Origin of the sequence: Nocardioides aquiterrae (genome assembly GCF_039526625.1) — a bacterium.
In the GTDB taxonomy this organism is placed as follows: Bacteria; Actinomycetota; Actinomycetes; order Propionibacteriales; family Nocardioidaceae; genus Nocardioides; species Nocardioides aquiterrae.
The window spans coordinates 330,125-343,362 of the sequence record NZ_BAAAJE010000001.1 but is presented as its reverse complement, the minus strand read 5'-3'; the positions used below and the strand labels follow the sequence as shown (position 1 = coordinate 343,362).

Genomic DNA, 13,238 nt, shown 5'->3' with positions numbered 1-13,238 from the left:
TGCTGGGTGAACCCTAGGAAGGGTGGACCCCCAGGAGTACCGCGACGCCCGCTGGTACGCCCTGCTGCGCGCCGCGACCGACCTCGGCGTCGACCCGGAGGAGGCGCCCGCGCTCGTGCAGCGCCTGCTCGACGAGCAGCGCCGCGCGATCCGGCGCGCGGACGACCCGGACCCGCTCGTCCACGCGGCGCTGCGCGACGCCGTCCTCGGGCCGCCGCTGAGCGGCCACCGCCCCCGCTGGCCCGGCGTCGCCGCCCTGGCCGCCGCGCTGGCGGTCGTCGGGGTGGTCGTCGCGCTGACCCGGCCGGAGGAGCCGCTGCCCGACCGGCTGCGCGGCGACCAGGTCCCGTCGCTGTTCGGGTACGACGGCGCCGACGCCCGCAGCGCGCTCGAGGCGCGCGGGTTCCGCGTGACGCTGCAGCCCACCCGCGACTGCGAGGTGTACGGCCGGGTGGTCGCGAGCGACCCGCCGCCCGGCACGGCGTACGACCGCGGGGACCGGATCACCGTCTACACCTCGATCCCGGCGGACGTGGTGTGCCTGAACGACTACCAGGACCGCGCGACCGCGTGGCAGCTGCTCGACTTCGCCAACGGCCGCGGCCCGGCACCGGAGTTCGCCGACCGGGTGTTCGTGTACGCCGGCGGCGCCGCACCGGTCGTCCTCGACGGCACCGCGGCCCGGGACCCGGACGCCTGGGCCGGCACCGGCGTGCTCGAGGGCCTGCGGGCGGCCTCGGACCAGGTCGGCCTGGTCGATGAGCATCCGCTGACGTACGCGATCCCGGCCATCCGGATCACCCGCACCGACGAGGGCATCGGCGCCTGCGGCGTACCGGAGCCGTCCGTGGCGGGCACCGGCGACGCGTTCGCGGTCCTGGTGCGGTCGCCGGACCGCACCGGCTGCCCGGTACGGCTCGACGTGTTCCGCGACGGCGACGCGATCCTGGCGGTCGCGTACTACCCGGCGTCGTGAGCGGTCCGGTCCGGCTCGATCCCGTCGGCCTCGACCTCCACCGGGCGCAGCCGCGCCCAGAGCAGGAACGCGACACCGAAGGCGAGCATGGCCAGCCCCGACCAGAGGTTCGCGTTGACGCCGCCGGTCTTGTCGGCCTCCTCGTCGCCGAAGATGCCCATCAGCGTGAGGATCACGCCGTACACGCCGATCAGGCCGCCGATCACGTTGCGGATGTCGAACGCGCCCGCGGTCTCGTTGCGCTGTGCCATGGCTGCTCCGCCCTCAGAAGATGATGTTCAAGATGATGACCAGGACCAGCGCGACCCCCGCGAGCGGGAGGGTGCGCTGGTACCACGGGTGCGACTTCTCGTCCGGATCCACCAGGTCCTCCCGTGGCGTCTCGGAGTAGACGAGCCCGCGCAGCTCCTCGACCGGCTTCGGCCGGGTCACCGCCGACACGGCGACGCTGACCACCACGTCGACGACGAACGCCGCACCGGCCGCGACGAAGGACGCGCCCTGGCCGCTGATCGAGATCCAGCCCTGGCTCAGCGAGCCCAGCGCGTCCTCGCTGGCGATGCCGACGACGACCGCGGCCAGGGTTCCCGACACGAGGCCCATCCAGCCGGCGGTCGGCGTCATCCGCTTCCAGAACATGCCGACGATGAAGGTGGCGAACAGCGGCGCGTTGAAGAACCCGAACAGCGTCTGCAGGTAGTTCATGATGTTCGTGTAGTTCGACGCGAGCGCCGCGGTGAAGATCGCGATGACGACGGCGGCGACCGTCGCGATCCGGCCGACGGCCAGGTAGTAGCTGTCGTCGCGGTCCTTGACGACGTACCGCTGCCACAGGTCGTAGCTGAAGACGGTGTTGAACGCCGAGACGTTCGCGGCCATGCCGGCCATGAACGCCGCCAGGAGGCCGACGATCGCCACGCCCAGCAGGCCGTTGGGGAGCACGTCGCGCATCAGGTAGAGCAGCGAGTCGTTGTACGTCACACCCTCGCCGGACGACCCGCCCGGGACCTTCTCGCCCGCCTTGACCTGGGCGATCTCGTGCACGAGCACGGCGGCGATCATGCCCGGCAGGATCGTGATGAAGGGGACGAACATCTTAGGGAAGGAGCCGATGATCGGGGTCTTCCGCGCGGCGGAGATCGAGTTGGAGGCCATCGCGCGCTGGACCTCGACGAAGTTCGTCGTCCAGTAGCCGAAGGAGAGGACGAAGCCGAGGCCGAACACGATGCCGACGACGGAGAGGAAGTCGGACGAGAACGCCGTGAGCGCCGAACCCGGCCAGGAGTTCAGCTGGTCCGAGGCCGCGGCGACCTTGTCCGGGTTCGCGTCGGCGGCCTTGGTGATGCCCTCCTTGAGGCCGTCCCAGCCGCCGACCCGGTGCAGGCCGATCAGGGTCAGCGGCAGCAGGGCGGCGACGATCACGAAGAACTGCAGGACCTCGTTGTAGATCGCGGCGCTCAGGCCGCCGAGCGTGATGTAGGAGAGCACGACGGCCGCGGCGACGATGAGGGCGACCCACAGCGACCAGCCGAGCAGCGCGTGCACGATGCTCGCCAGCAGGAACAGGTTGATGCCCGCGATCAGCAGCTGGGCGACCGCGAACGAGATCGCGTTGACCAGGTGAGCGCCGGTGCCGAACCGCCGGTACATGAACTCGGGGACCGAGCGGACCTTGGAGCCGTAGTAGAAGGGCATCATCACGATGCCGAGGAACAGCATCGCCGGGATCGCGCCGATCCAGAAGTAGTGGACGGTCGGGATGCCGAACTGCGCACCGTTCGCGGACATGCCCATGATCTCGACCGCGCCGAGGTTCGCGGAGATGAACGCCAAGCCGGTCACCCACGCCGGGAGCGAGCGTCCGGACAGGAAGAAGTCGAGCGAGTCCGAGATCCGGCGCCGGGCGAGGATGCCGATGCCGAGGACCACCGCGAAGTACAAGAAGACGATCAGGTAGTCCACGGCGCTGGCATCGATGATCGTGCTCGCCTGGACGGTCGGACTGTGCATGGACGCACCTTTCACACCCGGGACGGGACCACCGGATCACGTGCCCGGTTGTCATCGGCAACAAACGTCTGCCACCACCACGACGGTGCCGTGACATCACCATGCTCTTGACATGACACCATAGTGATGTCATGGTGATGCACATGGACATCACTCCGTACGTCGAGAGTCTCCGCCGCGACCTGCTCGCGGCCGCCGAGGCGGCCGGGCCGGAGGCCCGCGAGGCCACCGAGCGCCTGACGTTCGCCCTCGACCCCGCCGCCCGGCTCGCCCTGATGGAGGCGGTCAGCCAGGCCGCCGCCGAGATCACCGCCGAGATGCCGAACGGCGGGGTGGACGTCCGGCTCAACGGCCGCGAGCTCGACTTCGTGGTCCACGGCACCCCCGCCGCGCCGGCCGAGCCGGCGGCCGGACCGGCACCGGCCGACGAGGCCGAGGACGACGGCAACGTCGCCCGGATCACCCTCCGGATCCCGGAGTCGGTGAAGGCCCGGGCCGAGGAGATGGCCGCCCGCTCCGGCCACTCCCTCAACACCTGGCTGGTCAACGTGGTCCGCGCCGCCACCCGCGGCGACGGCGCGATCAACGTCGACATCGACCTGTCCAGCATCCCGTTCCTGAGCGGCACCGACCCGTTCGGCGGCAAGCGGGGCAACCGCCGGATGACCGGCTGGGTGTAGCCCCACCACCTCCCTTCCAGACCCCCGGGACCGGCAACACGCCCGCCCCGTGGACGAGCACACCCTCTGTCAGGAGACGACATGGCCGAGTACCAGTTCGAGACCCACCAGCCGGTGCGGCTGTTCGCCGAGATCGGCAAGGGCACCGTCAAGGTGGCGGCAGCAGACACCACCGGCACCCGCGTGGAGATCACCGGCCGGGACGCCGACGAGGTCGAGGTCCGCCAGGACGGCGACCAGATCAGCGTGATCGGACCGCGGCAGCGCGGCTTCTTCAGCGGCGACGGCAACCGGCTCGACGTCCTCGTCGAGCTGCCCACCGGCAGCGAGCTCGCCGTCAAGACCGGCAGCGCCGACATCACGGTCACCGGCGCGGTCGGCGCGGGCCAGCTCAAGAGCGGCTCCGGCGACGTCGAGGTCGACACCGCCGACGGCCCGCTGCTCGTCGAGACCGGGTCCGGCGACATCCGGGTCGAGGAGGCGCGCGCCGAGCTCAGGGCCAAGAGCGGCTCCGGCGACGTCCTCGTCGTCGAGGCCGGCGCGACGATCCTGGTCTCCACCGGGTCCGGCGACGTGCAGCTGTGGACCACCCACGGTCCGGCGGTCGTCAAGACCGGGTCCGGCGACGTGAAGGTCGGCGACGCCGGCACCGACGTCACGATGACCACCGGCTCGGGCGACCTGATCGTCAGCACCGCCCGCCGCGGCCGCCTGACCGCCAAGGGCGCGTCGGGCGACGTCCACGTGGGCGTGCCCGCCGGCGTCCCCGTGTGGACCGACATCTCGACCGTCTCGGGCGAGATCCGCTCCAGCCTCCAGGGCGCCGGCCAGCCACAGGAGGGCGCCGACCACGTCGAGGTCCGGGCGAAGGTCGTCAGCGGCGACATCGTCCTCACCCAGGTCTGAGCCCCCACCCGAGCAACCATCCGAGGAGCACGTCATGGAGTACGGCAACCTGGCCCTCGAGGCCGAAGCCAACCGCCACCAGCTCGCCGAGCGGGTCGCCCGCGCGGCCACGCCGAGGATCCTCGCCACCGCGCGTCGGCACCTGCTCGCGCAGCGGCTGCGCCGGTTCGCCGACCGGATCGACAGCTAGCCCTTCATCGCCGTCCCCCGGCGCCAGTAGCCCATGAAGGCGACCTGGCGCCGGTCCACGCCCAGCTCCCGCACCAGCACCCGCCGCAGCCCGGTCACCACGGCCGACTCGCCCGCGATCCAGGCGTAGAGATCGAGGAGGCGCCGTCCCGGGCCCACCCCGACGTCCTCGCCCGAGGAGGAGTACGTCGGCGTCTCCCAGAGGTCCGGGTCGATCTCGGTCTCCTCCTCGACCGGCGCCCGCCCCACGCCCAGGTGGTCGAGCACCGCGGCCCGCAGCCGGTCCCCGTGCGGCTCGTCGCCGCGCGGCAGCCAGCACACCTCCATCCCCGCGGGGTGGCGGATCGCCTGCACGTCGTCGGGGTGCGGCACCTCGACGAACGCGGCTCCGGTCGCCGACCCGGGCAGCTGCTCGAGGATCGCGGCGATCGCCGGCAGCGCGGTCTCGTCGCCGGCGAGCAGCAGGCGGCGCGCCGTACCCGGGTCGAACTCGATGCCGCCGAACGCCGCACCCCGCCGCGGCGCCAGCAGCCCCAGGCGGTCGCCCGCCGCGGCGCCGCGCGCCCACCGGCAGGCGGGGCCCAGGTCGCCGTGGGCGTCGTCGTGCACCACGAGGTCGACGACCAGCCGGGTCGCCGCACCCTCGCCGCGGACGTCGCGGACCGTGTAGGTGCGCCGCTGGTCACCGGGGAAGACCAGCTTGATCCGCTGGTCGTACAGCGGGCCGTCCACCCCGAAGTCGGCGAGGCACGGGCCGCCGAGCTCCACCCGCACGAACGACGGCGAGAGCCGCTCGGCGCGCACGACGGCGACCTCGTCGTCGATCATCACTAGGTTAGGTTAGCCTAACCTCTATCGGTCAGATCGGGGTGCGGTGGAAGTTCTGGAACGACCGGGACGGGGTCGGGCCGCGCTGGCCCTGGTACCGCGAGCCGTACTTCGCCGACCCGTAGGGGTGCTCCGACGGCGAGGACAGCCGGAAGAAGCAGAACTGCCCGATCTTCATGCCGGGGTACAGCTTGATCGGCAGCGTCGCGACGTTCGCGAGCTCGAGCGTCACGTGCCCGCTGAAGCCGGGGTCGACGAAGCCGGCGGTCGCGTGGGTCAGCAGCCCGAGGCGGCCCAGCGACGACTTGCCCTCCACCCGGGCGGCGATGTCGTCCGGCAGCGACACGACCTCGTACGTCGACCCGAGGACGAACTCCCCCGGGTGCAGGATGAACGGGTCGTCGCCGTCCGGCTCGACCATCCGGGTCAGGTCGGACTGGTCGGCCGCGGGATCGATGTGCGGGTACTTGTGGTTCTCGAAGACCCGGAAGAACCGGTCGAGGCGCACGTCGATCGAGGACGGCTGGAGCATCCCCGGCTCGTACGGGTCCAGGGCGATCCGCCCGGCCTCGATCTCGGAGACGATGTCGCGGTCTGACAGCAGCACGCTCGCACCCTACCGGTGGCCCCCGGTGCCCGACCGGGACAATGGGACGGTGAGCTTCCAGCGGTACGTCGCGATCGGCGACTCGTTCACCGAGGGCGTCGGCGACCCCGACCCGTCCCGCCCCAACGGCCTGCGCGGCTGGGCGGACCGGGTGGCCGAGCACCTGGCCACCCTCGAGCCGGACTTCCACTACGCCAACCTGGCGATCCGCGGCCGCAAGCTGCCCGCGATCCTCGACGAGCAGCTCGAGCCGGCGCTGGCCCTCGGGCCGGACCTGGTGACCATCCACGGCGGCGGCAACGACGTGCTCCGGCCGCGGGTCGACGTGGACGCCCTGGCCGCGCGGTACGACGAGGCGATCGGCCGACTGACCGCTGGTGGCGCGCAGGTCGTGATGTTCACGCTGTTCGACCCGGGCACCACCGGCGTCTTCGCCGCCATGCGCGGCCGGTTCGCGGTCTTCAACGAGTGGGTCCGCGAGATCGCGGACCGGCACGACGCGCTCCTGGTGGACCAGTGGCGGATGCGCGACGTCGAGCTGCCCGCGGTGATGGACACCGACCGGATGCACCTGAACACCGCCGGCCACACCCTGATGGCGATGCGGGTGCTGGACGCCCTCGGCGTCGGGCACGACCTCGCCCCGCCCCCGCTGGCACCGATCCCGGTGCTCGGCCGCCGCGAGAAGCTCGCCGAGAACGCCCGCTGGACCCGCGAGTTCCTGGTCCCGTGGGTGCACCGCCGGCTCACCGGCCGGTCGTCGGGCGACCAGGTCGACCCGAAGCGGCCCACGCTCGCGCCGATCGACTAGTATCTGCGCGTCCCGTCCGGGGCATGCGGATGTAGCTCAGTTGGTAGAGCGCGACCTTCCCAAGGTCGATGTCGCGAGTTCGAGCCTCGTCATCCGCTCCGCGCAAGAAGAGCCCGCCGGTCCCGAACCGGCGGGCTCTCGGCGTCTCCGGGACGTCATACAGACAGTGCGTCCCCTTCCACCATCCGTATGACGTCCCGGCGTGACCCGTGTGACCAGTGGGGCCACTTGATATTGCAGTGACGATTGTGGACAGTAAGAAGACTTCTTCCCCGCTCCCGTCTCGAGGTCCTCACCATGTCCCGCCGCACCATCGTCCTCGTCGTGGGCGCCCTCGTCCTGCTGCTGGCTCTGACACCGTTCGTCCCGCGCGGCGACGACAACGGGTCGCTGCTCCCGTCCGGGGACGGCAAGGCCGGCGCGCTCCGGCCGGCCGGCACGGCCGGCTGGTCGCGGGTGACGCCGGCGATGCAGGCCGAGATCGACCGCGTGGTCGACCAGGGCCGCAGCCTGGGGCGAATGTCCGGCAAGGCCTCCCCCGCCCAGCTCGCGAGCTCGCTCGTCCGGTGCGCGGACTTCGAGGGCCAGCGGTACTGCCTCGGCGCCGGCTGGACCGAGGACTCCGAGGAGCAGGTCCGGGCCCGGGTCGCGACCGCGGCGCGGGTCGCCGCACGCGGCGCGAGCACCGTGGAGAACACCGGCGACCTCAGCCCCGAGGCGGCGCTGCTGCGCCAGGCCCGGATGAGCCCGGCCGCGCGCGCCGCGGCCGACCGCCAGGAGCTCACGATGGCCGCGAGGTCGGTCGCGAAGGTCTGGCTGCTCCGGCACGAGATCGAGGGCGTCCCGCTGCCGGCCGGGTTCCTGGCCGACCACCCGGAGGCGCGCGCCGCCGTACCCGCCGCCCAGGAGGCCGCGCGGACGTCGACGCCGAACACCGCCCTGCCCTCGCCGACCAAGTCCCCCACCAAGTCGCCGACCAAGAACCCCACCAAGTCCCCCACCCGGACGCCGACCCAGCCGAGCGCGAGCCCGACGAAGTCGTCGGTGAAGTCGATGAGCGCCTACCCGCCCCGCTCGGCGATCCTCGACCCCAAGGACGTCGCCGAGCAGAGCCGCACGTACTACTGCGGTCCGACCACGATGCAGATGATCGTCTGGGGCTGGCGGCACCGGCGGCAGACCCAGGACTGGTGGGCCAAGCGGCTGCACACCACGAGCAGCGGGACGTCGGTCTACGACATGGCACGGGTCGTCAACCAGTCGACCGGCTGGGACAAGCCGTCGCACGCCGGGCCGTACGTCGTCCTCGACATCGGCCACTACAGCTTCACGCGGTGGATGCTGCTGATGATGCGGCACATCCACGACTACAAGGCGCCGGTCGTGCTGCACCCGATCCTGCTCAAGCGGTTCTACCCCTACCTCGACGACGACGCCTCCGGGCACTTCCAGGTCGGGCGGGGCTACGCCAAGCGCGGCACGAAGCCGGACCAGCTCGGCTACTTCGAGCCCTGGAACCAGCAGCGCTTCGACCCCTCGGAGCCGTTCATCGCGCGGGTCCAGTGGCGCGATGCGTACAAGAGCTACCGCGCCAACCAGGCCCACTACGCGCACAACGTCGCGGTCTGATGCGGGTCGCCCGGTACGCCGCCGCGGCCCTGGTGCTCGCGCTCGCCGGCTGCAGCAGCGACGACCCCGGCGCCGGGCCGGGGCCGACGCCGTCCCCCAGCGACACCCCCTCGTCGAGCGCACCCACGACCAGCGACTCGCCCTCGCCCTCGTCGAGCAGCGCGCCCGGCACGGAACTGGACTGGCGGCCCGTGCCGGGGCCGGTCCGGGACAGCGTGACCGCCGGCGGCGGCTGGACGGTGATCGTCAAGAACGACGGCGCGAGCTGGGACCTGGACGGCCCGCAGAAGTCCACCGGCGGGCGCGAGCCCGGCTTCCGCGTCAGCGACGCCCTGCTGGACGCCGACTGGGCGGTCGTCGTGCTGCAGGACAAGACCGAGCAGCAGCCCAGCCGCGCCCAGGTCACGGAGCTGAGCACCGGGAGGACCTTCACGATCGACGGCCGCTCCGACGTACCCACCACGAACGGCGGTACCTGGGCGCTCGGCGACGGCCGGCTGCTGCACGCGACCGTCAGCAAGGGCGCCTACTGCCTCGCCAGCGTCGACCTCGCCTCGCAGACGTCCACGCTCGGCTGGTGCGCGCCGAAGCGCCACGGCTTCAACGGCGCGCACGTGACGCCGGCCGGCGACTCGGTGCTGAGCTTCGACTCCGGCCGCCCGTCGTGCCGCACGCTGATGGCGCTGGACGGCGCCGACGCCACGCCGTTCGACGGCGTCCCGGACTGCCGGGCCTGGGACGGCCTGCGCACCGCGGACGGCGCCGTCTGGTCGGTCATCCCGGACGAGCACCGCATCGAGGAGGCGCACTTCTACGCGACCACCCCGGACGGGCAGCAGGACCTCGGGCCCGGTACGGCGGGCACGCTGGTGTGGTGCGCCGGCGCCGCCTGGTTCGTGCGCGACCCGCAGCAGGAGGGCGACCCCGCCGCGCTGGTGCGCTGGACCGCCGCCGACGGCCCCTCGGTCGCGTACGAGTCCCCGGGCGGCCGGGCCTTCCTGTCGGCCCCGCGCTGCGGCGGCGACGCCATCACCGTCACCGCGATGGCCGGGCAGGGCGACGAGCAGGTCACCGCCGCGCTGTCCTGAGAAATCGGGACACGTGCCGTCACATACTCGCGGTCCCTGCGTTGGACCTGTGGGTGGCGGCGCTGCAGCGGGCGTCGCCACTCCTCCCCCCGGCTGGCTAGCCTCGTCCGGGTGACCGACACCAGCACCGGGTTCACCGGCTTCCCCGTCGCGGCCCTGGACTTCTACGACGACCTCGAGGTCGACAACACGAAGGCGTTCTGGGAGAAGCACAAGGCCGTCTACCAGGAGGCGGTCAAGGCGCCGATGACCGCGCTGTGCGCCGCCCTCGAGCCGGAGTTCGGCGCCGCGAAGATCTTCCGGCCCTACCGCGACGTCCGCTTCGCCAAGGACAAGACGCCGTACAAGACCCACCAGGGTGCGTTCGTCCGGGTCGGCGAGGCCACCGGCTGGTACGTCGAGGTCTCGCCACGCGGGGTCCGCACCGGCGCGGGGTTCTACGAGGCCAGCGGGCCGCGGCTCGCGGCGTTCCGCGCGGCCGTGGCGCACGACCGGTTCGGCCCCGAGCTCCAGCGGGTCCTGGCCACGCTCACCGGTCACGGCTTCGAGATCGGCGGCGACCGCCTCAAGACCACGCCGCGGGGGTACGACGCCGACCACCCGCGGATCGACCTGCTCCGTCACAAGTCGCTCACCGCCGGCCACCCGCTGGGCTTCGAGCCGGTGATCCACACCCCCGAGCTCCTGGACCTGGTGCGCGCCGACTGGCAGCAGCTGCGCCCGTTCGTCGAGTGGGTCGCCGAGCACGTTCGGGTCTGACTCAGCCCTTCGTGAAGCTCGCCATCGTGCGGTCGGGCTCCCAGTAGGCCTTCATCGAGGCGACCCGGCCGTCGTCGTTCACGACGTAGACCATGATCAGCTCGGTGGTGGTGTGGCTGCCGTCGGGGAAGGACGTCCGGATCCGGCCGATGTTGGCGCAGGTGTTGCTGCCCGGGTTGGCGAACGAGTCGTAGATCTCGAACTCGAACCTCGCGATCGGCGCGATGGCCAGGTCCCAGAACGCCGAGATGCCGTCGTGGCCGCGGTGCCCCTTGCCCTCGGGGTCGAACATCGACGGGCCGACCGGGTCCTCGAGGACCGCGTCCTCGGCGTACACGGTGAGCCACTCCGCGAGGTCGCCCTTCGCGACGGCGGAGTACGAGCGCTGGGAGGCCGCCCGGGCCGGGTGGTCGTCGTTCGGGGCGGTCCACGTGATGGCGTCCGACGTGATCATGGCGTCATGCTAGAACACGTTCTATCTCGACGTCGTCACCTGGATTTCACCGGACGGCCGCCCGGGCCTGCCAGCCTGCGACCATGACGAAGCGCAAGGCCTTCCTCCACATCGGGCTACCGCGGACCGGCGGCGGCTTCCTCGACTCCGCGCTGATCGAGCACGCCGACGCCCTCGAGGCGATCGGCGTGCGGCATCCCGCGATCTCGGCCGAGGAGATGTTCCGTGCCGCGATCGAGATCCGCCGCGACCACCGCGCGTGGGGCTACCAGCGCCGGGAGGTCGAGGGCACGTGGGCGGCGATCGCCCGCCGCGCCTGGAAGGGCCGGCACGACGTGGTGTTCAGCCAGGAGCTGCTCGCCGCGTGCGCCCCGGAGCAGATCGACCTGCTGCTCGACGGCCTGCACGGCTTCCAGGTCCACGTGGTCGTGACCGCACGCGAGCCGGGCGGCCGGCTGCTGCCGGACTGGGTGGGCCCCGACCTCGGCGAGGTGCTCCGCGCGTGGTCAGCGTCGGTGCGCCCGGACCGGCTGCACGTGATCGTCGTACCCGAGGCCGACCCCGAGCGGGCGGTGTGGACGGCGCTCGGCGAGATCGTCGGCGTCGACACCGCGGCGCTGCCGCTCGCGCCGCAGTGGACGGCGACCCGGCCGGTGCCCCGCCGGGCCTACCCGGACCTGCTCGAGGTCGGTGAGCGCTGGCGCAAGCAGCTCGCCGACGGCGGGTACGACGTCCGCGGCGACTCCGCGGCGCTGCTGCCCGTCGAGGGGGCGGAGGTCGTCGACGCAGAGGTCGTCAGCAGCGGCGCGCTCGCCGACGTGCTGGCCGAGGTGACCCGGCTGCGGCGCCACAACGCGGCGCTCGCCGAGCGCAACACGGAGCTGCAGCGCAAGAGGAAGAAGCTGAAGAAGCGGCTCGCCGCGGCCGGCTGAGTCAGTGCGGCTGCCAGGCGTCCTCGTCGGCGGTCCGCCGGGTCACGGCGTCCGGCAGCGCCCGGTCGGAGAGCTGCTGGATCGACACCTGCTCGAACACGTCGCGCAGCGAGCTGCGGGCCGCGATCCACACGTGCTGGAGCACGTCGGCGGCCTCGTTGTAGCTGACCGCCTCGGGGCGCAGCCCGTAGACGGAGACCAGCGGCCCGTCGACGGCGCGGATCACGTCCGCGACCGAGACGTCGGACGCGGGGCGCCCCATCCGCCAGCCGCCGGACTGGCCGCGCTGCGACATCACGATGCCGGCGCGGCGCAGGTCCGCGAGGATCGCCTGGAGGAAGCCGTGCGGGATGTCCTGCAGCCGGCCCAGCTCCTCCGCGCTCACCGCCCGGCCGTCCGCCCGCGACGCCATCTCGATGAGCGCGCGCAGGGCGTAGTCGGACTTCGCCGAAACTCGCATGGGTCAAGTGTGTCAGATGTGTCGACTTGTTCAGTCGACCTAGACGGCTCCGGGTCCAGCGACCCGGTCGGGCTGGGACCTCGTCCTCTGGGCGCCGGGTGGCCCGAGGGGCTCCACTGGACGTAGCCCCGACGAGGGCCGCCGGGGCGCTGCCCACTGGAGGCACCCGCCATGTTCGACACCGTCTTCGGACTTCCGATGCACCCCCTGGTCGTGCACGCGACCGCGGTCCTCGTGCCGCTGGCCGCCCTCTCGGTCGTCCTCCAGGTCTGCTGGCCGCGGTTCCGCGCCTGGGCCGGACCGTTGCCGGCGGTCCTCAGCCTGGTCGGCCTGGTCCTCACCCCGCTCTCCACCGCCAGCGGCGAGGCCCTGGAGGAGAAGGTGTCCGAGAGCTCGCTGGTCGAGCGGCACGCCGAGCTCGGCGACCAGCTGCTGCCGTTCACGATCGCGCTCTTCGTGTTCTCGGCCGGCTTCTGGTGGTTGGACCGGCAGCGCCACCGCCTGGCCGCGGCCGCCGCGCCGGTCATCCCGACCGTCGAGGCCGCCAGCGGTGGGAGCACGACCCTGACCGCGGTCAAGCCGGCGCAGACCGCCGTCCACAACCTCGCCCGGTTGCGTACGGCGACGGCCATCGTGGGCGTCCTCGCCGTGCTCGCCGCGCTGGGCACCGGCATCCAGGTGGGGCGGATCGGCCACACCGGCGCCAAGGCCGCCTGGTCGGACGCCTCGTCGGCGATCGTCTGACCGACGTCTGGCTCGGCCGGGTGGTCGCCGTCAGGCTCGGCCAGGTGGTCGCCGTCAGGCTCGGCCGGGTGGTCGCCGTCAGGCTCGGCCGGGTGGTCGACGCCACGCGCCCCCGCAGGTTTGCGGGGGCGCTGTTGCGGGGTTACTGACCAGTACGTACCCTTG

At 72.4% G+C, this 13,238-nt stretch carries 16 protein-coding genes and 1 tRNA gene; 11 read left to right on the top strand and 6 right to left on the bottom strand.

Features of this window, described 5'->3' with window-relative positions; genetic code table 11:
* Positions 1-22: 22 nt before the first annotated feature.
* On the top strand, positions 23-976 hold the full coding sequence (locus ABD086_RS01690) for a PASTA domain-containing protein (RefSeq protein WP_343905066.1): 954 nt from the start codon (positions 23-25) through the stop codon (positions 974-976).
* On the opposite strand, the gene ABD086_RS01685 is transcribed toward ABD086_RS01690, so the two are convergent.
* Positions 961-1,227, bottom strand: coding sequence for a hypothetical protein (locus ABD086_RS01685; protein ID WP_343905064.1), 267 nt, complete (start codon positions 1,225-1,227; stop codon positions 961-963). The genes ABD086_RS01690 and ABD086_RS01685 overlap by 16 nt on opposite strands.
* Positions 1,228-1,240: 13 nt before the next feature.
* A complete protein-coding gene (locus ABD086_RS01680) occupies positions 1,241-2,986 on the bottom strand; it encodes a sodium:solute symporter family protein (protein WP_343905062.1) in 1,746 nt (581 codons plus the stop codon).
* A 143-nt stretch (positions 2,987-3,129) separates the two neighbouring features.
* Here ABD086_RS01680 and ABD086_RS01675 point away from each other — a divergent pair, with 143 nt between their 5' ends.
* The 3 genes from ABD086_RS01675 (at position 3,130) to ABD086_RS01665 (ending at position 4,762) form a co-directional block, all read left to right on the top strand.
* Positions 3,130-3,666 carry a toxin-antitoxin system HicB family antitoxin gene (locus ABD086_RS01675; protein WP_343905060.1) on the top strand — a complete coding sequence of 179 codons (537 nt, stop codon included), beginning with the start codon at positions 3,130-3,132 and terminating at the stop codon, positions 3,664-3,666.
* Between the two features lie 81 nt (positions 3,667-3,747).
* Positions 3,748-4,572, top strand: a complete 825-nt coding sequence (locus ABD086_RS01670) for a DUF4097 family beta strand repeat-containing protein (protein WP_343905058.1) — start codon at positions 3,748-3,750, stop codon at positions 4,570-4,572.
* A 34-nt stretch (positions 4,573-4,606) separates the two neighbouring features.
* Positions 4,607-4,762: a hypothetical protein gene (locus ABD086_RS01665; RefSeq protein WP_343905056.1), complete on the top strand. Its 156-nt coding sequence runs from the start codon at positions 4,607-4,609 to the stop codon at positions 4,760-4,762.
* Here the strand turns inward: ABD086_RS01665 and ABD086_RS01660 are convergent.
* Together ABD086_RS01660 and dcd are read right to left on the bottom strand one after the other, a co-directional pair.
* Positions 4,759-5,589 carry a siderophore-interacting protein gene (locus ABD086_RS01660; protein WP_343905054.1) on the bottom strand — a complete coding sequence of 277 codons (831 nt, stop codon included), beginning with the start codon at positions 5,587-5,589 and terminating at the stop codon, positions 4,759-4,761. The genes ABD086_RS01665 and ABD086_RS01660 overlap by 4 nt on opposite strands.
* A 31-nt stretch (positions 5,590-5,620) precedes the next feature.
* Positions 5,621-6,196 (bottom strand): dCTP deaminase, encoded by a 576-nt coding sequence (gene dcd, locus ABD086_RS01655; protein ID WP_343905052.1) that lies wholly within the window; start codon positions 6,194-6,196, stop codon positions 5,621-5,623.
* Between the two features lie 49 nt (positions 6,197-6,245).
* Here dcd and ABD086_RS01650 point away from each other — a divergent pair, with 49 nt between their 5' ends.
* The 5 genes from ABD086_RS01650 to ABD086_RS01630 all read left to right on the top strand — a co-directional run bounded on the left by ABD086_RS01650 (position 6,246) and on the right by ABD086_RS01630 (position 10,483).
* Positions 6,246-7,007 (top strand): SGNH/GDSL hydrolase family protein, encoded by a 762-nt coding sequence (locus tag ABD086_RS01650; RefSeq protein WP_343905050.1) that lies wholly within the window; start codon positions 6,246-6,248, stop codon positions 7,005-7,007.
* Between the two features lie 25 nt (positions 7,008-7,032).
* Positions 7,033-7,105 (top strand) — tRNA-Gly (locus ABD086_RS01645).
* A gap of 199 nt (positions 7,106-7,304) precedes the next feature.
* The gene (locus ABD086_RS01640; protein WP_343905048.1) at positions 7,305-8,636 is read left to right on the top strand and encodes a hypothetical protein; all 1,332 of its coding nucleotides are present in this window, start codon (positions 7,305-7,307) and stop codon (positions 8,634-8,636) included.
* Positions 8,636-9,724 carry a hypothetical protein gene (locus ABD086_RS01635; protein ID WP_343905046.1) on the top strand — a complete coding sequence of 363 codons (1,089 nt, stop codon included), beginning with the start codon at positions 8,636-8,638 and terminating at the stop codon, positions 9,722-9,724. Before ABD086_RS01640 ends, ABD086_RS01635 begins: the two co-directional genes overlap by 1 nt.
* A 111-nt stretch (positions 9,725-9,835) precedes the next feature.
* On the top strand, positions 9,836-10,483 hold the full coding sequence (locus ABD086_RS01630) for a DUF2461 domain-containing protein (RefSeq protein WP_343905044.1): 648 nt from the start codon (positions 9,836-9,838) through the stop codon (positions 10,481-10,483).
* 1 nt (position 10,484) lies between these two features.
* On the opposite strand, the gene ABD086_RS01625 is transcribed toward ABD086_RS01630, so the two are convergent.
* Positions 10,485-10,937: a nuclear transport factor 2 family protein gene (locus ABD086_RS01625; RefSeq protein ID WP_343905042.1), complete on the bottom strand. Its 453-nt coding sequence runs from the start codon at positions 10,935-10,937 to the stop codon at positions 10,485-10,487.
* 83 nt (positions 10,938-11,020) lie between these two features.
* On the opposite strand from ABD086_RS01625, the gene ABD086_RS01620 reads away from it, so the two are divergent.
* Positions 11,021-11,869, top strand: a complete 849-nt coding sequence (locus tag ABD086_RS01620) for a hypothetical protein (protein WP_343905040.1) — start codon at positions 11,021-11,023, stop codon at positions 11,867-11,869.
* A 1-nt stretch (position 11,870) separates the two neighbouring features.
* Here ABD086_RS01620 and ABD086_RS01615 read toward each other — a convergent pair whose 3' ends face one another.
* Positions 11,871-12,329, bottom strand: coding sequence for an RrF2 family transcriptional regulator (locus tag ABD086_RS01615; protein ID WP_343905038.1), 459 nt, complete (start codon positions 12,327-12,329; stop codon positions 11,871-11,873).
* 171 nt (positions 12,330-12,500) lie between these two features.
* Between ABD086_RS01615 and ABD086_RS01610 the strand changes: the two genes are divergently transcribed.
* Positions 12,501-13,073 carry a hypothetical protein gene (locus ABD086_RS01610; protein ID WP_343905036.1) on the top strand — a complete coding sequence of 191 codons (573 nt, stop codon included), beginning with the start codon at positions 12,501-12,503 and terminating at the stop codon, positions 13,071-13,073.
* Positions 13,074-13,238: the final 165 nt, after the last annotated feature.

What these genes read in the sequence shown, in the direction of transcription:
- ABD086_RS01625 (WP_343905042.1), bottom strand. Translation starts at nt 10,937, where the DNA reads ATGATCACGTCGGACGCCATCACGTGGACCGCCCCGAACGACGACCAC.
- ABD086_RS01620 (WP_343905040.1), top strand. Translation starts at nt 11,021, where the DNA reads ATGACGAAGCGCAAGGCCTTCCTCCACATCGGGCTACCGCGGACCGGC.
- ABD086_RS01610 (WP_343905036.1), top strand. Translation starts at nt 12,501, where the DNA reads ATGTTCGACACCGTCTTCGGACTTCCGATGCACCCCCTGGTCGTGCAC.
- ABD086_RS01635 (WP_343905046.1), top strand. Translation starts at nt 8,636, where the DNA reads ATGCGGGTCGCCCGGTACGCCGCCGCGGCCCTGGTGCTCGCGCTCGCC.
- ABD086_RS01675 (WP_343905060.1), top strand. Translation starts at nt 3,130, where the DNA reads ATGGACATCACTCCGTACGTCGAGAGTCTCCGCCGCGACCTGCTCGCG.
- ABD086_RS01680 (WP_343905062.1), bottom strand. Translation starts at nt 2,986, where the DNA reads ATGCACAGTCCGACCGTCCAGGCGAGCACGATCATCGATGCCAGCGCC.
- ABD086_RS01660 (WP_343905054.1), bottom strand. Translation starts at nt 5,589, where the DNA reads ATGATCGACGACGAGGTCGCCGTCGTGCGCGCCGAGCGGCTCTCGCCG.
- ABD086_RS01665 (WP_343905056.1), top strand. Translation starts at nt 4,607, where the DNA reads ATGGAGTACGGCAACCTGGCCCTCGAGGCCGAAGCCAACCGCCACCAG.
- ABD086_RS01640 (WP_343905048.1), top strand. Translation starts at nt 7,305, where the DNA reads ATGTCCCGCCGCACCATCGTCCTCGTCGTGGGCGCCCTCGTCCTGCTG.
- ABD086_RS01615 (WP_343905038.1), bottom strand. Translation starts at nt 12,329, where the DNA reads ATGCGAGTTTCGGCGAAGTCCGACTACGCCCTGCGCGCGCTCATCGAG.
- ABD086_RS01685 (WP_343905064.1), bottom strand. Translation starts at nt 1,227, where the DNA reads ATGGCACAGCGCAACGAGACCGCGGGCGCGTTCGACATCCGCAACGTG.
- ABD086_RS01670 (WP_343905058.1), top strand. Translation starts at nt 3,748, where the DNA reads ATGGCCGAGTACCAGTTCGAGACCCACCAGCCGGTGCGGCTGTTCGCC.